This window comes from Streptomyces aurantiogriseus (genome assembly GCF_014649375.1).
GTDB lineage: Bacteria > Actinomycetota > Actinomycetes > Streptomycetales > Streptomycetaceae > Streptomyces > Streptomyces aurantiogriseus.
The window spans coordinates 57,866-80,374 of record NZ_BMSX01000033.1 but is presented as its reverse complement, the minus strand read 5'-3'; the positions used below and the strand labels follow the sequence as shown (position 1 = coordinate 80,374).

Here is a 22,509-nt window from a genome sequence, read left to right as displayed (position 1 = left end):
ATCGAGAGCCTCCGTCATGGATGCTCTCGGTGCCGATGCCTAGGGTTGCCGGCGAAGACGGCGCAGGACGGCCCTGCGCGACCTCCCGAAGAGCGCGCGCCGCCTGCTACCGAGGACGGAAGACATGAAACTGGGCATTGCCATGTTCCCCGCGGACTTCGCCGTCCGCCCCGACGAACTCGCGCGTGCGGTCGAGGACCGCGGCTTCGAGTCGCTGTTCCTTCCCGAGCACACCCACATGCCCGCCACCGAGCGCACGCGCGCCGAGGTGGGGGAACTGCCCGCGCACTTCTCCCACACCCACGATCTGTTCGTCGCTCTCACCTATGCCGCGGCCGCCACCCGGTCCCTGCGGGTGGGCACCGGCATCTGTCTGGTGCCCCAGCGCGACCCGATTGTCACCGCCAAAGCGGTGGCCAGCCTGGACGCCCTGTCGGGCGGACGTGTGCTGTTCGGGGTGGGTGCCGGATGGATCAGCGAGGAGATCGCCCACCACGGCACCGATCCGGGGCGCCGCTGGAGTGTCATGGCCGAGCGGGTGAAGGCGATGCGCCGGATCTGGGAGGACGACGTCGCCGAGTTCCACGGCGAGCACGTGCGCTTCGGACCCCTGTGGTCCTGGCCCAAGCCCCACCGGCCGTCCGGCCCGCCGGTTCTGGTGGGCGGTTCCGGGCCCCTCGTGGCGAGCCGGGTGCTCGACTTCGGCGACGAGTGGATGCCGCGGGACGTGCGGCCGGACGCGCCGATGACGTGCCGGTGACCGTCTTCGGGGCCGAACCGGAGCCCGCGCACCTGGCGGAGCTGCGGGACATCGGCGTGAACCGGGCGGTGCTCTACGCGCCCCCGGCCGACGCCGAGGCCGTACACCGCTTCCTGGACCAGGTGGCTCCGCTGACCGCCGCGTTCTCCAACTGACCGAACACCACGAGACACTGAAACCGAAGAGGAAATACCCCATGAGCAAGGTCTGGTTCGTCACCGGCGCCTCCCGCGGCTTCGGCCGCCGCTTCCTCGAAGCCGCCCTGTCCCGCGGCGACAAAGTGGCCGCCACTGCACGCGACACCACCACGCTGACCGACCTCTTCACGGCCCACGGGGAGGCAATCCTGCCCCTGAAGCTGGACGTGACCGACAAGGCCGCGGTCTTCGCGAGTGTCGAGCGGGCCCACGATCACTTCGGCCGCCTCGACGTGATCGTCAACAACGCGGGCTACGGCCTGTTCGGCGCCGTGGAGGAACTGCCCGAACAGCAACTGCGCGACCAACTGGAAACCAACCTCTTCGGCGCTCTGTGGGTCACCCAGGCGGCGCTGCCCCACCTGCGGGAGCAGGGCTCCGGCCACGTCGTGCAGATCTCCTCCACCGGCGGTGTGGCGGCCTGGCCACTGCTCGGCGGCTACCACGCCTCCAAGTGGGCCCTGGAGGGCCTGACCGAATCGCTCGCCCAGGAGGTCTCCGGCCTCGGCATCAAAGTGACACTGGTCGAGCCCGGCGCCTACGCCACCGACTGGGGCGGTTCTTCCGCCGTTCACGTCTCCGCCAACCCCGCCTACGACGGCGTTCGCGAACAACTCGACGCGTTCGTCCAGAGCCTCGACTTCGGCGACCCCACCGCCGCAAGCGAGGCGCTGCTGGAGATCGTCGACTCCGACAACCCGCCGCTGCGCGTCTTCTTCGGCACCCAGGGCAACCACATGCTCCCGCAGGTCTACGCCGACCGGCTCAAGACCTGGGCCGACTGGGGCGACCTGTCGATCCGGGCGCAGGGCGGACAGGCCGCGTGACCGAGCCGGACCTCTCCGGCCCTCCTTTCCCGCACACCAAAGGAATCGGATGTAGCTCCCGCTGAGGGAAGATCGCCGTTCAGGTCGTGAGGTCGTAGTTGTGCTGGTCGGGAGTTGATCACGAGCACGGTGCCGTGCTCGGCCTGCAGCTTCTCGAAGAGTTCCCGCAGCTGGGGTTCGCTGTTGGGCAGCCGCTTGTCGAAGGCTTTCTTCCCCGCCGGGGTGACGGCGGTGGCGTGGTGTTCACCCTTGCCGACGTCCAGGCCGGGGAAGACGCCGATGTCACTGGTGTCGATCACGTGGGTACTCCGGTCGTGCGTCCCGGCCCTCCAATCCACCCTGACGCGCGAGGTCTCCGACGCCAGCAGCACCGCCCCGCACCTGCGCCATGCCCGGGTCTTCGACGAAGGCGGCCGCGGCCTGCTCCTGGTCGCCCAGCTCGCCGAGCGCTGGGGCGCACGGCACAGTGGCGAGGGCAAGGTCATCTGGGCCGAACAGGCCCTCTCGGGCAGAGGCAGCTCCGAACTCAGACCTGTGACGGCGGACTTGAGACCGTAGAGAGACGAGATCACCCGGGGCCGGCTCGGGGCTCGCGGAGCACGCTCAGTCGCTGAGGGCGGACTGCCCGTTCGGCTCCTGTCCTTCGCGTCGCAGTCTGGAAGGTGACGTGTCGAACCACCGACGTACCGCACGAGTGAGACTGGACTGTTCCTGCATCCCCAGGCTGGCCGCGATCTGCGAGAAGGACAGGTCGGTCGTCGTGATCAAGTCCAGGGCCTGACTCCTGCGTACACGATCGACGACGCCGGAGAAGGTCGTGCCCTCCTTGGACAGGGACCGCTGCAGTGAACGCGGGTGGAGACTCAGCAGGCGCGCGACTTTCGACAGGTCCGGACCGCTGGATCCGAGCTGTTCGCTGAGAATCGCTGCGACCAGGTCCGACATCGGCACGTGCTGGTGGCCGAAGTGCGTTTGGAGATGGTCCATCGCGATGTCGTGAAGCAGGTCATCGCCGCCGCTGACCGGTGTCGAGAACAGTTGGCTCGGGACGCGCAGGACCGCGCTCGGACAGTCGAATCTGACCTCGGCCCCGAAGTACTTCCGGTAGGAGCTTTCCTGTGCCAGGCGAGCGTGTGGAAGAAGGACCGAACGAAGTCCGTAGGGTGCGTCGCCGTGGATCAGCGTCAGGACTCGGTGGACGATCCCGATGCCGTAGTCGATCGCCTGTGGTGATGCGTTGATGCCCGTGGTCGTGTAGCGAAGGCCGACCACACCGGGACTTCCCAGCGGATCGTCGGTTTCCTCGAGTGAGAGGGCCGGGCTGTAGACGAACAAGTACCGGCTCGCGCACTCGACGGCCTCGCCGATCGTGCGTGAGTTCTCCATGGCGATCGCCAGCGGTCCCAGCACATGCAGATCCTGCTGCGCCGCCATCCTCAACCCGAGGTCCGGAAGCGCGAATCGGCCGGCCGTTTCCGCGAGAACGCGCTCGACCAGTCGGAGACTGACGAACGAGTTGCCCTCGGCGATCCTCGCCTCGTCGAAGCCATATGCCGCGAGGAGTTCGGGGCCCGAGCCGCCGATCTCGGTGACGAGCGCGGACAGCCCCTGCAGGGCAGAGCACCGGACAGGAAGATCGGTGTCACGCAAGGACAAATCCTTGTCGCCTCAGGGCAAGTACCGGAATGTTTCGACGAAGCAAACTACGAGTCACGACCAAGAGGACAGCTTCTATCGAGCTGGAGCCGAAGTGACTGTCGCCCCATCCATGCTAAGCCCCGCCGACCTGCTGACACCCGAAGAGTTGGACGTCCGCTGGAGGCTCGCCGTCCGCAACCGCCTTGCCTCCATGGACCTGCAGCTCACAGGGCCGGTCAAGCGCTTCGGATCTGCTGAGGAGCTGGACCTCGGAGACCTTCTCATCACCGACTGGGTGTGCCCGCAGGTCGAAGGGACCCGAGGCAGAAACGCAGTGCGTCAGGACGATGACGCGCTGCTGCTCCTCGCCGCCAACGCCGGCCAACAGATCATCGAGACTTCTGACGAGACCGTCGTCCTGCGACCAGGAACGGTTCTCATCATGAGCACCCGCACCACCGGGCGGTTCGTCATCCCGGATCACCTGGCCAAACGAACGGTCCGGGTGCCCATGAGCGCCCTGTCCCCGTTCGACGCGGGGGGCGGCGCACCCGGTTGCCTGCTCCTGGACACGGCTCAGAACCCTTTGGCCAACCTCCTCCGCGGCTTCCTCATGAGCATGGACCGTCACATCGGGCGGATGTCCGCGGCGGAGGTCGAGGGAGCGCGCAACGCCCTCCTCGTCCTCATCGCCGGCATGATCCGTGCGAGTCGACCCCATATCGGCGACGACGAGTTCCTGCAGTTGTTCCGACGGCGGCTGGAAGACTGGATCATCGACCATCTCGCCGGTGGACCGATCAGGGTCGCCGACCTCGCTGCCGCCCACAGCGTTTCTCCGAGGACGGTCCACCGGGCCTTCGCGTCGACCGGGGACACCGTCGGGGCGGTCATCCGCATGCACCGCCTGGCAGCGGCCAGAGGCGACCTGGTGAACACGAACCTCTGCATTGCCGCGATCGCGCACCGGTGGGGCTTCTGCGATGCCAGCCACTTCGGACGGGAGTTCCGTCGAGAGTTCTCGCTGTCGCCGGGCGACTACCGGGAAGCCCACGGATGCGCCTGACCGTCTCCTCGTAGGCCGTGGCACACCCGTACCACCCCGCGGCGCGATCCTTCTATGAGCCCTCACAGGCATTCGCGGATTCTGGGCCCGACACCACTACTCGCGAGTGTCGGATCACTCCGAGTGCACCTCCACACGACCGACGGACCATCGCGAGCGAATCGGAAGATCACATGAATCGAGAAGACATCGAGTTCAAGGGCGAGGGCGGCGTCACCCTCCGGGGCTGGTTCTATCCGGCCAGGAACACCAGCACGCCGGCACCGGTCGTGGTCCTGGCGCACGGGCTGTCATGCGTCAAGGAGATGCACCTCGACGACTATGCCGTGGTCTTCTCCGAAGCCGGCCTCAACGTGCTCGCCTACGATCACCGGAACTTCGGCGACAGTGAGGGAACTCCCCGCCAGGAGGTCGACCCGGTCCTGCAGTACCGGGATTTCCGGAACGCGATCACCTACGCCACCACCCGCCCCGAGGTGGACGCGTCGAAGATCGGCATCTGGGGCTCCAGCTTCTCCGGTGGACACGTCCTCATGGTCGCGGCGATCGACAAGAGGGTGAAGGCCGTCGTCTCCCAGGTGCCGTTCATCACGGGTCCGCGCACCCTGAGCCGGGCGATCCGGCCGGACTTCATCCCAGTCTTCCGTGCGATCCAGGAGGGCGACCGACTCAACCGGTTCACCGGCGGAGAGCCCGCTCTGGTCCCGGTCGTCTCGGCCGACCCTACGGCGCAGGCCGTGATGCCCGCGGCCGACGCCTACGAGTGGTTCAGCAAGACGTCGGCGGACCGGGCGCCCAACTGGAAGAACGAGCTGACGGCTCGAAGCATGGAAATGGTGACCGAGTACGCCCCGGGTACCTTCATCAGCCGCATCGCGCCGACCCCGCTCCTGATGATCGTGGCCGACAACGACAGGGTGGCACCGTTCGAGTTGGCCCTCGACGCGTACGAGGAGGCCCGGGAGCCGAAGCAGATCATCGTCAAGCAGGGCGGTCACTTCGACTTCTACAGCGGCCCCGGCTTCGACGAGCTCTCCGCAGCCGCACGGGACCACTTCGTCAAGCACCTCCGGGGCTGAGCCCCCCTCCTGAGCCGCATCGACGAGCCGCACCTTCCGTCACCGATCCATCCATCAAGGAGCCGCAATGCCGTACTGGGAGATCTTCACCCCCGAGAGCGCCTTCACCCCGGAGGACAAGGAACAACTGTCCGAGAGGATCACCTCGATCTACGTGGACTACGTCAACCTGCCGAAGTTCTATGTCGTCGTCCTGTTCAAGGACATGCCGCCGAACACCATGTACGTCGGTGGCAAGGCGCACAACAACTTCATAAGGATCCGCCTGGACCACATCGCCCGGCAGATGGACGACCCCGCTGTTCGGAAACTGTGCATGGAGGTCATCGAGGAGAAGCTGGCGCCGTTCGTGAAGGACCGCGGCTACGACTGGGAGGTCCACATCGACGAGACCCCCATGGATCTGTGGCGCACCCAGGGCCTCGTTCCGCCTCCGCCGGAGTCCGACATCGAGAAGCTCTGGGCCAAGGAGAACCGGCCCGTCCCCTACGAGCTGACCGGCTGACCCCCTGACCGAGGTCCCGAGGCATCGTGAGGTGCTGTCGACCGTGCGTGCCCCGGGACCTCATCCATCTCCGGAGGATCCGTCTGAGGAGCCCATGATGACAGCGCGTACCACCCGCGGCGAGGGCATCCGCTACCGCATCGACCGGCCGACCTTCGCGGACATCATGCGCGATCTGCGCGCGCTCTCAAGAGCCACCACGGTTTCGGCTTCGAGTCGCCGTCGACGGCATCGACGGCACGGTGCACCGCGCGTTCGGCACGCGCCCCAGCTCGGCATCGACCCCTCAGGCACCATCGTGTTCCGGGCACATTGGTCGAACAGACTGGAGCCGCTCGAGGAGGCGCTGCGTGCCGTCGTCGCGGGCCGAGCACCCTCGCCTACGAATGTGGGGCAGACGACACGCGCACTGACGCGGATGACGGCGTATGCGGATACCGCGCTCGCCGCTGCCGGTCGCGGGGCCCTGCGCGATTTCTGGCGAGCCGCACCACCGGTCGCGGCGATGATCACGCTGTCCAGACTTTTCCGCTCCCTGCCGGGCGAACGGCGCGTCGCGCCGACCGTCGCGATCACTCTGGCACTCTGCGCTGCCGCTGTCTCCGCGGGGTTGCTTGCCCTGCAGTGAGCCGTATCAACCGCTCCAGCAGCCACGGTGGTGCTTCGGAGCAACGTGGCGCTCGCATACCAGCGCTCGGCGCACTCGTTCTATGAGTCACCGAGCGCGCGTTCATAACTTGACTTCGCCGCCGACGTGCGCAATGCCGCGTCGGCCGTCAGCACCGCAACCGGAGGTACCTCGTGACCACTGACACCCACTCCTCGCCGGCCGCACCCATCCGCGCCACGGTCTTCGTCGGTCGCTGGCCGAATGTCCCGGCCGAGGAGTTTCCCGGCGTACCGAACGGCACCTTCTCGCCCACCACGGCCACGCTCGTGAGCGGCGCCACCGAGGTGGTCCTGATCGACGCGCTCTACCTCAAGGACGACGTCCGCGACCTCGGTGACCTGATCGAGCGCACCGGCAAGAAGCTCACGACGATCTACATCACCCATGATCACGCTGATCACTACCTGGGCTTCGGACCGCTCCTGGAGCGGTTCCCGGAGGCGAAGGCCGTGGCGCTGCCCCACGTGGTCGAGTCCATGAAGCAGAACATGCAGCTTCAGATCGAGCAGTGGCGCATGCTGTTCGGCGACACCTGCATCATGGCGGGGCCGCTTCCGGAGCCGCTCGAAGGCGACACGCTGTACGTCGACGGATCTCCCCTGCACATCATCGAGGTGAAGCAGGCCGACATCCATCCCACGAGCATCGTGCACATCCCCGAGATCGACGTCGTCGTGGCCGGTGACTCCATCTACAACGAGATCCACCCGATGCTCGGCCTGTCGACGCCCGATGAGTGGCAGGACTGGCTCGAGACCGTCGACACCGTGGAGAGCCTCCGCCCGCGCATGATCGTGTCCGGACACCGCAGGCCCGACGGCGACGACTACGCGGTCGAGACCATGATCGCCCAGACCCGCGCCTACATCCAGGACTTCGCGGCTGCCTCCGAGGTCGCGAAGGACGCCGAAGAGCTGGTGGCCACCATGGTGGAGAAGTACCCGCACCACGGCAACGTCTGGACGCTCCAGTTCTCCGCCGGCGAGGCGATCGCGAAGCGCGATGCCGCTGAGTGACCGAGCCTGTCACCCGAAGCCCGCACTGTTGCCTTCGCGTTGAAACGCGCCACACCACGATAGGTGACCTCACCATGAAATTCGCCTCTCTGCCCGACCGTCGCGCCGCATCCACTCCGGATGGACCCGCGGTTGCCGACGGGCGTCAGTCGCTCACCAATGCCCAGTTCCTGACCCGTGTCCGAGCTGCTGCTCGTCACCTTCAGGACCTTGGGATCGGTACTGGCGATGTCGTGGCGCTCAAGCTGAGGAACCGCGTCGAGTTCGTGCTTCTGCTGTTCGCGGCCTGGCGGCTCGGGGCGACCGTCACCCCGGTCAATCCGAGCCTGACAGAGGGTGAGGTCGCACGGCAGCTCCACGACTCGGGCGCACGCGTGCTGGTCGTCGAGGACGGCACGACCGCCGCAGGCGTCGCCACGCTGGCCGTCGACGACCTGTACGGAGAGGCGGTGGGGTCGGGTCCGACGCCGCAGCTGGACTCGACCGCGCCGGCACTCCTGATCTACACCAGCGGAACGACGGGCGTACCGAAGGGCGTGATGCTCGACCACTCCAACATCGACGCGATGGCGGCGATGGGGTGCCAGGCGATCGAGACCGGGCCGACCGACCGCTGCTTGCTGATCCTGCCGCTCTTCCACGTCAACGCCATCGTGATCAGCGTGCTCATGCCGCTGGTCGCAGGCGGCAGTGTCTTCATCACCGACCGGTTCGACCCCAAGACCTTCTTCGATCTCGTCGAGCGGGAGCGACCCACCTACTTCAGTGCCGTGCCCACGATCTACAACGTGCTCGAGGCGCTGCCGGCCGACGTTCGACCCGACACGTCCTCGCTGCGTTACGGCACGTGCGGCGCAGCACCCGCCTCCGCCGAGTTGCCGATCCGATTCGAGGCTCGGTACGGCTTCCCCATCATCGAGGGTTACGGGCTGTCCGAAGGAACCTGCTTCTCCACCGTCAACCCCGTCGCGGGTCCGCGCCGCGCAGGCACCGTGGGGGTTGCCGTCCCGGGGCAGGAGCTCCGGATCGTCGACGAGCAGGGTAACGAGCTGGCGACCGGCATGGATGGTGAGGTCATCGTGCGTGGCCCCAACGTCATGCGTGGTTATCTCGGTCGGCCGGAAGACACGGCGAAGACGATCGTGGACGGCTGGCTGTACACAGGCGACGTAGGCCACCTGGACGCGGACGGCTACCTGACCCTGGTCGGGCGATCGAAAGACATGATCATCCGTGGTGGCGAGAACATCTACCCCAAGGAGATCGAGGACGTCCTCACGGCTGACCCGTCTGTCCTCGAGGCCGCCGTCATCGGTGTGCCTGACGACAAGTGGGGAGAGGTGGTAGTCGCCTACGTCCAGCCGCGACCTGGTATGACTGTCCACCCCGCGGCTCTGGAAGCGCTGACTGCGCAACACCTCAGCGGCTACAAGCGGCCGACGTCGTTCCTTGTGGTCGACGCCATCCCCAAGAACGCTGTCGGCAAGATCGACAAGCCCTCGTTGCGGGCCGCTCACGCCGCAGTCCTGTCATCCCATTGACCACCAGCAGATGCTCGGTCATCGAGGGCTCGCCATCTTCGAAGGGGACACCCAGTACATGGACGCGACGCAGCCGAGCTCATCCGGCGGATCGAGGCTTCGGACGAACGCTGACAACGATCTACATCACCCATGCCCACGCTGACCACTACTTCGGCCTGGAGCGGCTGCTCGAGCGTTTCCCGCAGGCCCGCGCGGTCGCACTGCCGTCGGTGGCTGCGGCGATCAAGGCAGGCAACGAGGCTGAGCGCAAACAGTGGCGGCAGTTCTTCGACGGCCAGGCACTGGACAACACTGTCGTCCCCGACCCCCTCGAGGGCGACACGATCCTGATCGACGGCCAGGAGTCATCGGCAAGACCATCGTCAAGATCGCCAGGGCGCGACGTCCGCGCACCCGCTGCCGGGTGGGTTTCGGGGCCGCCCCCACCATGTTCCTGCGCTGGCTGCTGCCGGACCGCGCCTTCGACTTCGTCATCCGCAGTGCCTTCGGCGTCTGATCCAATCTGGTTCCAGAAGAGATCGGTCCTCTGCGGCCCCGCGCCCACACCGGTGCGGCAGGTGGTCACGACGGCCGGAGGAGGGCTGCTCTTCAGCGGGGTCTCCCGGCTGATCGACAGCATCCACCGTCATGAGCTACAGGACGATCTACTGACGGCCGTACACCAGCTTTGGTCCCCAGCCACGAAGTCGAAGGCCGACGCAATTGCCGAGCGTCTGCCGTACGAACCTGCCGCCGAAACAGCGCAATGCGGCTGCGGGGGCGCGGGTTCACCGCCAGAGGCGACCCAGAATCTGAGATCCCGCCCGCTTTCGCGTTCGATCTGTTGCGGCTGTCCGGGACGGACACGACCTCTTGGCCGTATCGGCGGCGCAGGGCCGCGCGGGAGTCCGTGTTCGCCGCCCGTCGGCTGTCGGCGCCGCGGGTGTTGTGTCCGTCGACCACTGAGGTCGGCGTCGTGCGCGAGTGGCTGACGTGGGCGTCGGTCGGGATGGAGGGGGTGGTCTTCAAGAGGCTGGACGACGCCTACCGCCCGTCGGTGAGGGGCTGGCAGAAATACAAGGTCCGCGAGACGAGCGAGGCGATCGTCGGCGCGATCACCGGCTCTCTGGCCGTTCCCCGCACGCTGCTGCTCGGCAGGTACGACACCGAAGGCCGCTTTCAGTACGTCGGCCGCACCACCACCCTCGCCCAGGCGGCAGGTGCTGCGGTCACCGGCCTGCTCGCTGCGGGGCGGCGCGGTCATCCGTGGACAGGCTGGTCGTTCTCCGCCGGGTGGGGCAGCCGGGAGACGCTGAACGTCACGCTGGTGGAACCCGAACTGGTGGGGGAAGTCGGCGTCGACGTCGCCCGCGACGCCTCCGGCCGGTGGCGCCACCCCGCACGCCGGCACCGCGCCCGCCCCGACCTCTCTCCCACCGACATCGCCCCCCCTGTAGCGCGCCGCTTCTCATCAGGCCGTCAGTGAAGGCGGGGGCCGAGGGCGAACGCTGGCTGCTACTGGGGGCGGCGTCCGGTGACGTTCCCGCCCAGGTTGTCGGGCAGGGCGATGCGAGCGGTGACGCGTTTACCGACCGGCTCCCGCTGAACCTCGCAACGAGGCAACGGCAGACCTTGCGAGACGGAACAGCCGCCGAGCTTGTGCGCTCACTGCCCGTATGCCCGGTCGTAGAGGCTCCGCAGCTTCGGGGTGGCCTCGGCATCGCCGTAGCACACCGGGACCTTGCCGTCCTCGGCGTAGACGAGGTAGGTCTGGCCGACAGCGAACTCCTGGCCGAATGACTCCAGTTGTCCTTCGTGGGTGTTGTCGAGCCGGACGTTGTCGAGCCGGACGGTGGAGGCGTCTTCGCCGCGGTACCAGTGGTCCACTCGGAGAGTGACCTGGTCGCCGTCGATGGAGGTCGCGGTGCCCTCGAAGGCGGTCGTGTACTGGCGCAGGGTGGTGACGTCGAGCTCGGCGCACGCTGTGGCCGGGCCGCCGCCTGTGTCCTGCTGGACGGTCAGGACCAGCGGGGCGGCCACGGCCGGAGGAGTATCGCGGGTCGCCGTGACTCCCCAGGTGATGCCGGCTCCCACCGTGAGCACAGCGGCGGCTGCTGCGGCCAGCAGCGGGGGGCGGCGGGGGCGGTCCGATGTGCGGGGGGAGGTGCGGACTGTGGTGTCGGCGGTCATGGTGGCCTCCAGGAGACGGTTGATGTCGGGCTGGGGAGCATCAGAGGTCCGCGCCGGGTCGATGGCCCTCAGCCGGGCCAGCAGTTCCTCGTCGTTCACCGGTTGCTCCTTCCTTCACCCATCTCATGTCCGGCCTTGTCGTCATTCTTTCGGTCAAGCAGAGCGGCGAGTTTCTTCTTTGCCCTGTGCAGGCGGATGCTGACGGCGTTGGCGGTCAGTCCGGTCACTTCCGCTATCTCGCGCGGGGTCAGCCCCTCCCACGCCCAGAGCAGCACCACCTCACGGTCCAGGGCGCCCAGTGTGCCGAGTGCGGCCTGGAGTTCGGGGTGGTCGGCCTCCCCGGGCATGGGCGGCGGTGCGGTACGGGTCAGCCGCTCCACCAGCCGGAGCCGGCGCCCGTCCGCCCGGCGGGCGTTGGACAGGCAGCCGCGCGCGACGCCGTAACACCAGGGCAGCACGCCGTCGAGGTCGGTCACGGGGCCCTTCCCGAGCCCGGGCACGTCCTCGAGGCGGCGCCAGAGCACGAGCATCGTCTCCGCGAGGATGTCGTCTACCGCGTCGGCGTCCGCCCGGCGCAGCAGATACCGGTGCAGCGGCTTTGCCACCGCGCGCGCCAGCGCATCGAATCGGGCTTCTCGGGCCCGGGCACGTTCCAGCTCCAGCATGGATTCCACACCCCCACCTGTCCGGCCGGGGCCTGTTCCTTTCATCGCCACGGGCACTGTACTTACCCGAGCCCGAGGGAGGGCCGTCGCGCCGGCCGAGGCGACGGCCGCTTCCCGACTGTCCCGGCCTGCGAGGTCCGGCACGGGTAGGTCGGCCACGCCCCTTCGCGCACGTCCTCCCAGAGTTCGAAGCCGCTGCGGCAGAGATCCTCTGGTGCCTTCGTCAGCGGTGACGGCAGCCCGGTGAAACGGCTCCGGTTCCCCGTCGCCGTCGAGGAGAACCCGCTGTTCTGGGAGCGGCCGTGCGAAGCGGTGGGGTCGTCCGCGCCGAGGTGGTGCACCGAAGGCTGACCCCGACCCGGCTCGCCCCGGCCGTCGCGGCGGTTCATGCGAGAGCCCCTGTTCTCGGTCGGGCTTGTGAGTCGTCGGTCAGTGTGGATACGTCGGCCCAGCCGTGCCACGTCTTGGGCCGCACGGCGTAGACGTGCAGCCGACCTGAACGGGGTCGGCGCCGAAGGAGACCCGGCGCGGCGGGTCCTCGGCGTCCACGAGCATCGGCAGCGCCGGTCCGACCGCGGCGGTACCGCCGATCGCGGCGCTGCCGAATGCGGCGGTGGCCGAGAACGGCCTCGCGGGACAACCTGCACCAGGCACCTCCGTGCAAGGTGCGCTCAACCCCGCGACGGGACCGGCAGGCGTTCGACATCGACATCCTCGTCTTCGTCAACCAGCTGCCACGGCCTGGGCCGGCAACTCGACCTCGCGGACGCGGCCGCCGACCAGGTCCGCGACTCCTCCCCGGCAGCCCGCCACGCCGCCGTCGTCGCTGCCGTTCAGCGTCTCTTTCCTGCCACCGCAGGCGACGCCGGCGGCGGGGCTGAGAGCTGATCGATCGACATCGGCATCAGCCCGGCCGCATCCCTCGCCTGCGGTGATAGTCGAGGATCTCGGTGATCAGGACCGTCGTGGCCGCACGCCGGGCTCACAGCAATGCGGCCGGCACGCGGTGGTGGTACTCGAGTTGACCGATTCCGCGAGCTGATGGGCGCAGGCAGGGACGTCCGATGTGACGGGTCAGGTCACGGTCGGCAACCATCTGCCAGTCGTCGGCGATCTGGTCGATCAGGGAGTCCAATTCCCGGCGGGGCACGCCGGTCAGGCCGACCTGCAAGGGGGCCGGGTTCTGCCCGGTGAGGTAGCGGCGGGTGTCCGGCTCGGCTCGTACTCGCAGTCGGCCTTGGTCGTGGCGCTGCCGGATCTCCAGCGGAGTGGGGTAGTCCCAGGTCGGGTGCTTCCGCAGCTGCCGGCGGTTGTAGCAGGTCTCGATGACTCCGTTGCCCAATTCGGGGGATTTTCGATTGATCACCCTCCCGATGGTCATCCAGAGGGACGATCCTGCTGGTCACGGGCGGTCCGGATGGATCGAAGCGGCCCCTTTTCGAGCTGGGGGTGACGGCGATGTCGATCGGGGCGACTCGTGGCTGTCCCGTCGGGCGAACGCCTACGGCATCGTGTGGTCGATCGGCGCCATCCGCTCGATCGACAGCCGGGTGAGCCGCATGGCCTCGATGAGTTCCTCGGTCCTCGCGGGGTTGAGTCGGTCGATGGGGATCGAGCAGCTGATCGCGTCGATCGGGGGTGTGGTGAACCGGAGTGAGAATCCGTAACAGACGACGCCGACGAAGTTCTCCTGGTTGTCGATGGCGTATCCGCGCTCGGCGGTGGCCCGCAGGTCCTTGATCAGAGCGTCGTGGTCGGCGTGGGTGTTCGGCGTGAGGGGCTTCAGCGTGTCGGGAACATGGTCGGCCAGGTCGGTGTCCAGCCGCTCGGCGAGCAGCGCCTTGCCCAGTGCCGTGCTGAAGGCCGGGAGCCGGCGGCCGACCCGGCTGAAGGGGCGGAGGTACTGGCTGGATTCGTGCGTCGCCAGATAGACGATGTCCGTGCGGTCCAGTCGCCCGTAGTGGATGGTCTCGTCGAGCCTGGCGCTCAGGTCGTTGATCAGCGGCTGGACGATGCGCAGATAAGGGTCCGCGTCCAGGTAGGTCGTCCCCGCGAGGAGGGCGCGGATGCCGACGCTGTAGAGCGTGCCGGAGGGATCGGTGCGGACCCAGCCGTGCTCCGTCAGGGTCCGCAGCAGAGCGTAGACGCTGCTGCGTGGGGCGCCGAGGGCCTCGCTGAGTTCTCGCAGCCGGGCGGGCCGGTTCTGCCGCGCGGCCAGGAGCTCGAGCAACTCCACCGTACGGGCTGCCGACTTCACGCCCCGTACGCCACTGACCGCCTCAGGCTCACTCATCGCCACCCCTTCCGAACGCACTCGAAGAATTCTTGCACCGATGCTTGACGGTTATCAGCCATGTAGCCATGCTCTCCATCACGAGACGACTGTCTACATACGGAGACAGGTGACGCGCATGGAGACGACTCGGGATATCGAGCGCGACCGCGAGACGGCGGATCGGCTGCGCAAAGGGATGGCGCAGGGTGTCCTGTCCTTCCCGCTGACATCCTTCAACGCCGAAGGCGGCCTCGACCTCGACGGCTTCCGCACCCACCTGGCTGCGCAGCTCGCCGCCGGTCCGGGTGCCGTCTTCGTCGCCTGCGGAACCGGTGAGTTCTTCTCGTTGTCCGCCGAGGAGTACCACGCCGTCGTACGCGCCGCCGTCGAGGTGGTGGCGGGACAGGTGCCGGTGGTGGCCGGCGTCGGGTACGGCTGGTCGCTCGGGCTGCAGTTCGCCCGGCTCGCAGAGGGGGCCGGCGCGGACGCCGGGCTGCTCATGCCGCACTACCTCATCTCCGCCCCGCAGCGCGGATATGTGGACCATGTCCGCGCGGTGGCGGGCGGCTCGCCCCTTCCCCTGATCGTCTACCAGCGCGGGCAGGTCAAGCTGAGCACCGCCGCGGCCAGGGAACTGGCCACGGTCGACGGCGTCGTCGGCCTCAAGGACGGGCACGGCGACCTCGATCAGATGCAGCGGCTGCGGCTGGTGGCGCCCGGCGACTGGCTGTTCTTCAACGGCGTGGCCACCGCCGAGATGCAGGTACGGGCGTACGCGAGCATCGGCATCCCCGCCTACTCCTCGGCGGTCCACGCCTTCGCACCCGAGATCGCGGGCGCCTTCTACGCGGCGCACCGGGCCGGAGACCACCCAAGAATGGAACACCTGCTGAGGGAGTTCTACCTGCCCCTCGTCGAACTGCGCGACCAGGGCACGGGTTATGCGGTGTCCCTGGTCAAGGCGGCGGCCCGGCTCCGCGGAGCCCCGGTCGGCCCGGTCCGCGCGCCCCTGATGGAACCGGCCCCTGACCACCTGGGGCAACTCGAGGCCCTCCTGCACACCGGCCTGGCGCTCGCAACGGACAGGTGAGGAAGTGACGGACCGTCGTGCTCAGCAGCGCGCCTCGCATCGTCACGGTGACCGTCACCCCCATCCTCATCAGTGACCCGCCGCTGTTCAACTTCCTTGGTGCGCATCAGCCGTCCACACCCGGCAGCATCGTCAGACAGAGACCTCCGACGGCGTCGTCGGTATCGGTGAGACCTACGGCAGCCGCGACCACCCCGACGAGGAGATCGCGGCCGTCCACGCCCTGGTGCCAGCCCGCCTGCACGAACGGTTCAACCGGACGCCGCAATGCCACGACTGCGACGACGTCGCGGCCATGCGGCGCAAGCACCCCGACTGGACGCAGCCACCGCTCCCGCGGTGGTGACCCCGGCCGGCCAGAACCCCACCCATGAAGGAGAACAATGATGTTCCAGGCCCGACTGCGCCAGGGCCGGCACCTCGCCGGCGCGGCTGTCTGCGCCGCTGCGCTTTTCACCCTCACCTCGTGCGGAGGGGTCCAGGGCGGCGGGGGCAGCGGCGAAGACGCCGAGAACTATCCCACCAAGACCGTGGAGTGGACCGCGCCTTCCGACCCGGGCGGCAGCACCGACCTGATATCGCGCGCCGCCGCCAAGGCGTTGGAGGACCCCCTGGGACAGTCCGTTGTGGTGGAGAACAAGCCCGGCGCCAACGGCGCCGTGGGCGGCAAGGAGATCCTGGGCCGCGAGCCCGACGGCTACAGCCTGGTCATGCTCTTCCAGTCGCTCATGTCGATCGGCCCGCACACCGTCGTCGACGATGACCCGATCAAGATGTCCGACATGGACGTCATCTCCGGGCTGACCGTGGAGGACTACGTCCTCGTCGTCCCGGCGCAGTCGGACATCGAGACCCTCGACGACCTGCTCGCGAAGAAGTCGGTCAAGTACGGCACCACAGGCGCCGGCACCGGCAGTGAGCTGGCCCAGGCCCTCCTCTTCGGCAACGCCGGCGTCAAAGCCAGCGGCATCCCGTTCGACGGCGGCGCGCCCACAGTGACCGCGCTGCTGGGCAGCCAGGTGGACGTCGGCGCCGTCCATGTGGCCGAGGCCGCTCCCCATCTCACGTCCGAAAAGCTGCGTCCACTGGCGGTCTTCGCCAAGGAGCGCATCGACTTCCTGCCCGACGTGCCCACCGCTGTCGAGTCCGGCCACGACGTCGTCGTGGACCAGCGCCGCTGGGTCGCCGGCCCGGCAGGACTGCCGGACAACGTCGTCTCCGAGCTGCGAGCGGCGCTGAAGAAGGCATTCCAAGACCCGGAGTACGGCAAGTTCCTGGAGAACAACTACATCGGCCGCTGGGAGGCCTCGCCGGACGCCGTCGTCAAGCAGGTCGAGACCGCCAAGAAGCGCTACGGCGAGCTCATCGACAAGTTCGATCTGGACCTGAAGACCGAGGGCTGAGGCATGAGGACCCAGGCACGACTGGGGGCGCTGGTGCCGCTCGGCATCGGCGCCCTCGCCGCCCTGGCGGCCGTATCGATGGGACTGGGATCGCCCGCCGACCCCGGCCCCGGGCTGTGGCCCCTGATCGTGAGCCTCACCATGGTGACGCTGTCCGCCTCGCTGCTCCTCAATCCCGGCGCGGACACCGAGCAGGAACCGTTCAGCCGGCAAACCGCCGTGGTGGCCCTGGGAGCTCTGTCGCTGGTCGCGTACACCCTGCTCATCGAGCGGGTGGGCTTCGAGGTCATGACGGTGCTCCTGCTGGTGCTGTGGATGCGCGGCTTCGGCCGGGACAGCTGGCGGCTCAGCCTGGCCGTGGCGCTGGCCGCGTGTGCAGCGTCCTATCTGCTCTTCATCGTCGCGCTGGGCGTCTCGCTGCCTCATCTCGTCGCGTTCTGATCCCTCGACACCTGTGAGAACCCGATGGACTTCCTCGCTCCCGCTCTGGACGGCTTCGGCGTGGTCTTCGAGCCGCAGAACCTGCTGTACTGCCTGATCGGGGTGACCCTCGGCATGCTGGTCGGCGTGCTGCCCGGCCTCGGCCCGGCCGCCACCATCGCCATCCTGCTGCCGGTCACCTACACCCTCGAACCTGCCTCGGCGATCATCCTGCTCGCCGGCATCTTCTACGGCGCCCAGTACGGCGGCACGGTCACCTCGGTGCTGCTCCGCCTGCCCGGAGAGGCCTCGACGGTGGTGACCGCCATCGACGGCTACGAGATGGCCCGCACGGGCCGCGCCGGATCCGCGCTCGGCATCGCCGCGATCGCCTCCTTCATCGGCGGCACCGTAGGCATCGTCGCACTGACCGTGGCGGCCCCGTTGGTGGCGGGCTGGGGTCTGGCCTTCGGCCCGCCGGAGTACGCCGCGCTCGCGCTGCTCGGCATCCTGATGATCTCCACCCTGAGTACCGGATCCCTGCGCCGCAGCCTCCTTGCGGGCAGCATCGGGCTGCTGCTCGCCACCGTGGGCCGCGACCCGCTCCTGGGCAGCGCCCGCTACACCTTCGGCAGCGACCAACTCGCCGACGGGCTCGACTTCGTCATCCTCGCCATGGGCCTGTTCGGCATCGGCGAGATCCTGCACAGCCTCGAAGGCCTTCGCCAGGGCGCCCCGCCGAAGCCCCGCGTCGGCCGGGCCCGGCCCAGCCGGGCGGAGTTCCTGCAGTCCAGGTGGGCGATCGCCCGGGGGACAGTGGTGGGCTTCTTCCTCGGCATCCTTCCCGGCGGCGGCGCCACGATGGCCTCGATGGTCGCGTACACGGTCGAGAAGCGCTCCTCCAGGACGCCCGAGCGGTTCGGCAAGGGCGCGATCGAGGGGGTCGCGGGCCCGGAGGCGGCCAACAACACCGCCGCCACCTCCTCGTTCATCCCGCTGCTCACCCTCGGCATCCCGGCCAACGCGACCATGGCCGTCATGTTCGGCGCCCTGCTGCTGGCGGGCGTGACCCCGGGCCCGCAGATGATCGACGAACATCCCGAGGTGTTCTGGGGCGTCATCGACTCCATGTACATCGGGAACCTGTTCCTGATCATCCTCAGCATGCCGCTGATCGGGCTGTTCGTCCGCGTGCTGCGCGTCCGGGCCAGCATCCTGGCGCCGCTGACCGTGCTCATCACCATGATCGGCGTCTACACGATCCGCTCCAGCATGTTCGACATGCTCGCCGTGGTCGTGCTCGGCGTCGTCGGCTACCTGATGAAGAAGGTCGGTTTGCCGCCCGGCCCGCTCGTCCTCGCCTTCGTGCTCGGCAACCTGCTGGAGACAGACTTCCGGCGCTCGATGCGGATGTTCGACGGCGACGTGACCGGCTTCCTGGGCCGCCCCGTCTCCGCCACGCTGCTCGCCTTCGTCGTCGTCTTCACGGTCGCCGTACCCCTCCTCAGCCTCCGCAAGAAGCTCCGGCAGCCCGGACCTCCCGACACCCCCGCGACCGTCCCCCACCCCGACACCACGACCACCCCGGAGCGAACCCCGGACCACCCCCGTACGGCGGCCGAACCCGGCGGCCACAGCGAGGAGCCACAGCATCCGGGCTGAGCCCTGGACCGGGCCAGGCTGCTGTAGGCACCGGTGGCCGTGGGCAGCGAGCCGCTGGCACGCGACTACGAACACCAGCCCCGCACCTCCGAGTCGCGGGTGTACTGGGCGATGACCGCGGTGATACCGCGTCGGCTGACCGGAGCGACCGCGCCGTCCTGGCACACCGCATGAGGGGCGATCAGCTCACCCTCGGCGCGGTGCCGGATCACCCGCAAGACGCTGCTGGAGCTGCCCGGGCCGGCCTCGCCCGCGCCGCACCCGCCTGATCAGACATCAACCCTTGTAGGGGCCGTCGGGAATCTATGTGTTGACTTGAACGAGCGCCAGCGCCGCTTGTGGTACGGCGCGGAGGCCCGGCAGCTCGGACACGGTGGGATCGCCGCCGTGTCCGAGCTGCCGGGGTGTCGAAGGGCTGTGTCAGCCGGGGCATGGCCGATCTCGAGCAGGGTGCCGAACCGGAGGGCCGGGTGCGCCGCGCCGGCGGGGGCCGCCCGGCCGCGGCCGACAAGGACCCCGGACTGCGTACCGCGCTGCTGGACCTGGTCGACGACAGCACGCAGGGCGACCCGATAGGGCCGCTGACCTGGACCACGAAGTCGCTGCGGAACCTGGCGCGGGAGCTGGCCGCCCGGGGACACGACGTCGGACGGGACACGGTCGCCGCACTGCTGAAGGAGGCCGGATTCAGCCTGCGCGGAAACGCCCGCGTCCTGGCGGGCAGCGCGCATCCCGACCGCGACGCCCAGTTCCGGCACCTCAACGCCCAGGTGAGCCGGTTTCTGGACGCGGGCGACCCGGTGATCAGCGTGGACACGAAGAAGAAGGAACAGATCGGACTGTTCGCACAGGCCGGACGGGCGTGGGTCCCGCCGGGCAGTCCACTCAAGGTCCTCGACCACGGCTTCCCCTCCCAGGCCACCGGCACCGCGATCCCCTACGGCATCTACGACGTGGGACGCAACGCCGGCTTCGTCGTGGTCGGCACCGACCACGACACCGCCGCGTTCGCCGTCGCCGCCCTGCGCCGCTGGTGGAACGAGGAAGGCCACGCCGCCTACCCCGACGTGAAGCGTCTGCTGATCACCGCCGACGGCGGCTCCAACAGCTCCCGCGCCAAAGCCTGGAAGGCCGACCTCGCCGTTCTGGCCACCGAGACCGGCCTGGAGATCAGCGTGTGCCACCTGCCGCCGGGAACATCGAAGTGGAACCGGGTCGAGCACCGGCTGTTCTCCTTCATCTCCATGAACTGGCGTGCCCGCCCGCTGACCAGCCTCGACGTCGCGCTGAACCTGATCGCCTCCACCACCACCCGGACCGGACTGCGCGTGACCTCGCGGCTGGACGAGACCAAATACCCCACGGGAATCGAGATCGACGCACAACACGCCGCCGCCCTGAAGATCAACACCGATGGCTTCCACGGCGAGTGGAACTACACCATCCCGCCCCAGCCCGGCGTCCCGCCGGTGCCGCTGCAGCCGCCCGGCCGCCGCGCTCACCCCCGCACGGCCCACACCTTCGACACGGCCCTGACCACCCACCCCGCCCTCACCGGCATCACCCGCCAGGCCCTGGACCGCCTCGTCGCCGAGCTCCGCGACATGATCGACGCGATGCCGCCGGAACAACGGCCCCGGCACCGGAAACCGGCTGTCGAGAACATCATCTGGGCCGCCGTCCTGGACCAGCGCGGCCTGCCCGCCTCGCTTCTCGCCCACCTCTTCCATATCGGCGAGAACCAGATGCGCACCCTCATCCAGCAGACCCGCCCCCTGCTCCAACGGCACGGCGACCACAGCGAGCCGCTCCCAGTCCGGCTCATCGACCCCACCGAACTGGCCAGATCGTCATGAACGCGACGTCAGGCACGAGTTGACACGACACGCACTACTAATTCATCGACGGGCCCTAGCTGCGGCACCGGGCGATGAGCCCGATCGGATCGAGCCCGGCCCGGTGACGCCGCAGATCGGTCAACGGTCGGGACGCCTTCGCCACCCAGCTGCACGGCCGACCCGACGAAGCCGCCTCGGCGCGCGTCCGTTGCCCGCCGAGTCGGTACGCCGGTGCGCCGGGCATGTCAGGCCAGGGCTTGGCCTCTACCTGCCACGACCTCGGGGCGGAGCAGGTCGGCGAGCATCTCGGCCGGCAACAGGCGTCGTTCCAGGACCAGTTCGGCGACGCCGCGGCCGGTGACGAGGGCCTCCTTGGCGATGTCGGTGGCCGCCGTGTAGCCGATGTGCGGGTTGAGAGCAGTGACCAGGCCGATGGAGTTCTCCACGCTCGCGCGCAGCGCCTCGGTGTTGGCAGTGATGCCGTCCACGCAGCGCTCGGCGAGAGTCAGGCAGGCGGCGCGCAGATGGTTGATCGACTCCGACAGCGAGTGCAGGATGATCGGCTCGAAGGCGTTGAGCTGGAGCTGTCCGGCCTCGGCGGCCATGGTGATGGTGACGTCGTTGCCGATCACCTCGAAGGCGACCTGGTTGACGGCTTCGGGGATCACCGGGTTGACCTTGCCCGGCATGATCGACGAACCGGCCTGTACGGGCGGCAGGTTGATCTCGCCCAGCCCGGCGCGCGGACCGGAGGAGAGCAGGCGCAGGTCGTTGCAGCTCTTGGAGAGCTTGACCGCGATCCGCTTGAGCACGCCGGACATCTGGACGAACGCCCCGCAGTCCTGGGTGGCTTCGACCAGGTTGGCGGCGGTCACCAGCGGCAGCCCGGTGATCCCGGCGAGGTGGCGGCGGGCCGACTCGGCGTAGCCGGCGGGCGCGTTGAGGCCGGTGCCGATCGCGGTGGCACCGAGGTTGATCTCGTGGATCAGCTCCACGGCCTCGGCGAGACGGCTGCGGTCCTCGTCCAGCATGACCGCGTACGCCGAGAACTCCTGACCGAGCGTCATCGGCACGGCGTCCTGCAGCTGGGTGCGGCCCATCTTCAGCACGTCGCGGAACTCGACCGCCTTGGCGGCGAAGGCGTCCTGGAGCACGAACATGGCCCTGAGCAGGCCGTGCACCGCGAACACCGTCGCGATCTTCACGGCGGTCGGGTAGACGTCGTTGGTCGACTGGCCGAGGTTGACGTCCTCGTTGGGGTGCAGATACTCGTACTGGCCCCTGAGGTGACCCAGCAGCTCCAGCGCGCGGTTCGCCACGACCTCGTTGGCGTTCATGTTGGTCGAGGTGCCTGCGCCGCCCTGGATGACGTCGACGACGAACTGGTCGTGCAGCTTGCCTGCGCGGATCTCCTGGCAGGCCTCGACGATCGCGGCCGCCTTTCCCGGCTCCAGGAGGCCCAGTTCCTCGTTGGCGAGGGCGGCGGCCTCCTTCACGGCGGCCAGGGCTTCGATCAGGTACGGGTAGGCGGAGATCGGCGTGCCGGTGATGGGGAAGTTCTCCGTGGCGCGCAGGGTGTGTATGCCCCAGTACGCCTCGGCGGGGACGTCGCGGTCGCCGAGCAGGTCGTGCTCGCTGCGGGTGGCTGCGGCGGTCATGGCGGTGCGGGCCTTCTCTCGGAGCGG

At 68.6% G+C, this 22,509-nt stretch carries 22 protein-coding genes and 4 pseudogenes; 17 read left to right on the top strand and 9 right to left on the bottom strand.

From position 1 onward, the window contains the following. The first annotated feature begins 124 nt into the window (after positions 1 to 124). Genes IE263_RS43090 through IE263_RS43085 form a run of 3 tightly spaced genes read left to right on the top strand, consistent with a single transcriptional unit; the run spans position 125 to position 1,784 of the window. A complete protein-coding gene (locus tag IE263_RS43090) occupies positions 125 to 760 on the top strand; it encodes a TIGR03619 family F420-dependent LLM class oxidoreductase (RefSeq protein ID WP_229911493.1) in 636 nt (211 codons plus the stop codon). Continuing rightward, on the top strand, positions 757 to 915 hold the full coding sequence (locus tag IE263_RS49200; RefSeq protein WP_229911492.1) for a hypothetical protein: 159 nt from the start codon (positions 757 to 759) through the stop codon (positions 913 to 915). The genes IE263_RS43090 and IE263_RS49200 overlap by 4 nt, the downstream gene beginning before the upstream one ends. A gap of 41 nt (positions 916 to 956) precedes the next feature. Next, a complete protein-coding gene (locus IE263_RS43085) occupies positions 957 to 1,784 on the top strand; it encodes an SDR family NAD(P)-dependent oxidoreductase (protein WP_189943582.1) in 828 nt (275 codons plus the stop codon). 95 nt (positions 1,785 to 1,879) lie between these two features. Here IE263_RS43085 and IE263_RS43080 read toward each other — a convergent pair. Continuing rightward, a pseudogene (locus IE263_RS43080) lies at positions 1,880 to 2,083 on the bottom strand (IS110 family transposase); the annotation flags it as partial. A gap of 31 nt (positions 2,084 to 2,114) precedes the next feature. On the opposite strand from IE263_RS43080, the pseudogene IE263_RS43075 reads away from it, so the two are divergent. Beyond that, positions 2,115 to 2,342 (top strand): annotated as a pseudogene (locus tag IE263_RS43075) (ATP-binding protein); the annotation flags it as partial. A 45-nt stretch (positions 2,343 to 2,387) separates the two neighbouring features. Here IE263_RS43075 and IE263_RS43070 read toward each other — a convergent pair. Beyond that, a complete protein-coding gene (locus tag IE263_RS43070) occupies positions 2,388 to 3,434 on the bottom strand; it encodes an AraC family transcriptional regulator (protein ID WP_189943581.1) in 1,047 nt (348 codons plus the stop codon). Here IE263_RS43070 and IE263_RS43065 point away from each other — a divergent pair. The 8 genes and pseudogenes from IE263_RS43065 to IE263_RS43030 all read left to right on the top strand — a co-directional run bounded on the left by IE263_RS43065 (position 3,424) and on the right by IE263_RS43030 (position 10,767). Continuing rightward, positions 3,424 to 4,488: an AraC family transcriptional regulator gene (locus IE263_RS43065; protein WP_229911491.1), complete on the top strand. Its 1,065-nt coding sequence runs from the start codon at positions 3,424 to 3,426 to the stop codon at positions 4,486 to 4,488. The genes IE263_RS43070 and IE263_RS43065 overlap by 11 nt on opposite strands. Positions 4,489 to 4,661: 173 nt before the next feature. After that, the gene (locus tag IE263_RS43060) at positions 4,662 to 5,567 is read left to right on the top strand and encodes an alpha/beta hydrolase (RefSeq protein WP_189943580.1); all 906 of its coding nucleotides are present in this window, start codon (positions 4,662 to 4,664) and stop codon (positions 5,565 to 5,567) included. Positions 5,568 to 5,634: 67 nt separating this feature from the next. Next, entirely contained in the window at positions 5,635 to 6,072 is a 438-nt protein-coding gene (locus tag IE263_RS43055) for a tautomerase family protein (RefSeq protein WP_189943579.1), read from the top strand. A gap of 94 nt (positions 6,073 to 6,166) precedes the next feature. Further along, on the top strand, positions 6,167 to 6,700 hold the full coding sequence (locus IE263_RS43050; RefSeq protein WP_229911490.1) for a hypothetical protein: 534 nt from the start codon (positions 6,167 to 6,169) through the stop codon (positions 6,698 to 6,700). A gap of 173 nt (positions 6,701 to 6,873) precedes the next feature. Beyond that, on the top strand, positions 6,874 to 7,758 hold the full coding sequence (locus IE263_RS43045; RefSeq protein WP_189943577.1) for an MBL fold metallo-hydrolase: 885 nt from the start codon (positions 6,874 to 6,876) through the stop codon (positions 7,756 to 7,758). A 74-nt stretch (positions 7,759 to 7,832) separates the two neighbouring features. After that, positions 7,833 to 9,299, top strand: a complete 1,467-nt coding sequence (locus IE263_RS43040) for a class I adenylate-forming enzyme family protein (RefSeq protein ID WP_189943576.1) — start codon at positions 7,833 to 7,835, stop codon at positions 9,297 to 9,299. Beyond that, positions 9,296 to 9,562: pseudogene (locus IE263_RS50230) on the top strand (MBL fold metallo-hydrolase); the annotation flags it as partial. The gene IE263_RS43040 and the pseudogene IE263_RS50230, both read left to right, overlap by 4 nt. A 485-nt stretch (positions 9,563 to 10,047) precedes the next feature. Then, complete coding sequence (locus tag IE263_RS43030; protein WP_229911489.1) at positions 10,048 to 10,767, top strand: ATP-dependent DNA ligase; 720 nt, start codon at positions 10,048 to 10,050, stop codon at positions 10,765 to 10,767. Between the two features lie 179 nt (positions 10,768 to 10,946). Here IE263_RS43030 and IE263_RS43025 read toward each other — a convergent pair whose 3' ends face one another. The 4 genes from IE263_RS43025 to IE263_RS43010 all read right to left on the bottom strand — a co-directional run bounded on the left by IE263_RS43025 (position 10,947) and on the right by IE263_RS43010 (position 14,429). Beyond that, complete coding sequence (locus tag IE263_RS43025; RefSeq protein WP_189943575.1) at positions 10,947 to 11,570, bottom strand: hypothetical protein; 624 nt, start codon at positions 11,568 to 11,570, stop codon at positions 10,947 to 10,949. Continuing rightward, entirely contained in the window at positions 11,567 to 12,136 is a 570-nt protein-coding gene (locus IE263_RS43020; protein WP_229911488.1) for an RNA polymerase sigma factor, read from the bottom strand. Before IE263_RS43020 ends, IE263_RS43025 begins: the two co-directional genes overlap by 4 nt. A gap of 982 nt (positions 12,137 to 13,118) precedes the next feature. Then, complete coding sequence (locus tag IE263_RS43015; protein WP_189943573.1) at positions 13,119 to 13,517, bottom strand: hypothetical protein; 399 nt, start codon at positions 13,515 to 13,517, stop codon at positions 13,119 to 13,121. Between the two features lie 120 nt (positions 13,518 to 13,637). After that, positions 13,638 to 14,429 carry an IclR family transcriptional regulator gene (locus IE263_RS43010; protein ID WP_189943572.1) on the bottom strand — a complete coding sequence of 264 codons (792 nt, stop codon included), beginning with the start codon at positions 14,427 to 14,429 and terminating at the stop codon, positions 13,638 to 13,640. Positions 14,430 to 14,547: 118 nt separating this feature from the next. Between IE263_RS43010 and IE263_RS43005 the strand changes: the two genes are divergently transcribed. Next, complete coding sequence (locus IE263_RS43005) at positions 14,548 to 15,501, top strand: 5-dehydro-4-deoxyglucarate dehydratase (protein WP_189943571.1); 954 nt, start codon at positions 14,548 to 14,550, stop codon at positions 15,499 to 15,501. 106 nt (positions 15,502 to 15,607) lie between these two features. Here the strand turns inward: IE263_RS43005 and IE263_RS49855 are convergent, their stop codons facing one another. Then, positions 15,608 to 15,811: a hypothetical protein gene (locus IE263_RS49855; protein ID WP_189943570.1), complete on the bottom strand. Its 204-nt coding sequence runs from the start codon at positions 15,809 to 15,811 to the stop codon at positions 15,608 to 15,610. A gap of 76 nt (positions 15,812 to 15,887) precedes the next feature. On the opposite strand from IE263_RS49855, the gene IE263_RS42995 reads away from it, so the two are divergent. The 3 genes from IE263_RS42995 to IE263_RS42985 are packed head-to-tail and all read left to right on the top strand — an operon-like array spanning position 15,888 to position 18,986. Then, positions 15,888 to 16,904 carry a tripartite tricarboxylate transporter substrate binding protein gene (locus tag IE263_RS42995; protein ID WP_229911487.1) on the top strand — a complete coding sequence of 339 codons (1,017 nt, stop codon included), beginning with the start codon at positions 15,888 to 15,890 and terminating at the stop codon, positions 16,902 to 16,904. Between the two features lie 3 nt (positions 16,905 to 16,907). Further along, positions 16,908 to 17,345: a tripartite tricarboxylate transporter TctB family protein gene (locus IE263_RS42990; RefSeq protein WP_189943568.1), complete on the top strand. Its 438-nt coding sequence runs from the start codon at positions 16,908 to 16,910 to the stop codon at positions 17,343 to 17,345. Between the two features lie 24 nt (positions 17,346 to 17,369). Beyond that, a complete protein-coding gene (locus IE263_RS42985; RefSeq protein WP_189943567.1) occupies positions 17,370 to 18,986 on the top strand; it encodes a tripartite tricarboxylate transporter permease in 1,617 nt (538 codons plus the stop codon). A gap of 65 nt (positions 18,987 to 19,051) precedes the next feature. Here the strand turns inward: IE263_RS42985 and IE263_RS50225 are convergent, their stop codons facing one another. Then, positions 19,052 to 19,198 (bottom strand): hypothetical protein, encoded by a 147-nt coding sequence (locus IE263_RS50225; protein WP_189943566.1) that lies wholly within the window; start codon positions 19,196 to 19,198, stop codon positions 19,052 to 19,054. Between the two features lie 103 nt (positions 19,199 to 19,301). Here IE263_RS50225 and IE263_RS42975 point away from each other — a divergent pair. Then, a pseudogene (locus tag IE263_RS42975) lies at positions 19,302 to 20,440 on the top strand (ISAzo13 family transposase); the annotation flags it as partial. 629 nt (positions 20,441 to 21,069) lie between these two features. Here IE263_RS42975 and aspA read toward each other — a convergent pair. Beyond that, positions 21,070 to 22,482, bottom strand: a complete 1,413-nt coding sequence (gene aspA, locus IE263_RS42970) for an aspartate ammonia-lyase (protein ID WP_189943565.1) — start codon at positions 22,480 to 22,482, stop codon at positions 21,070 to 21,072. Positions 22,483 to 22,509: the final 27 nt, after the last annotated feature.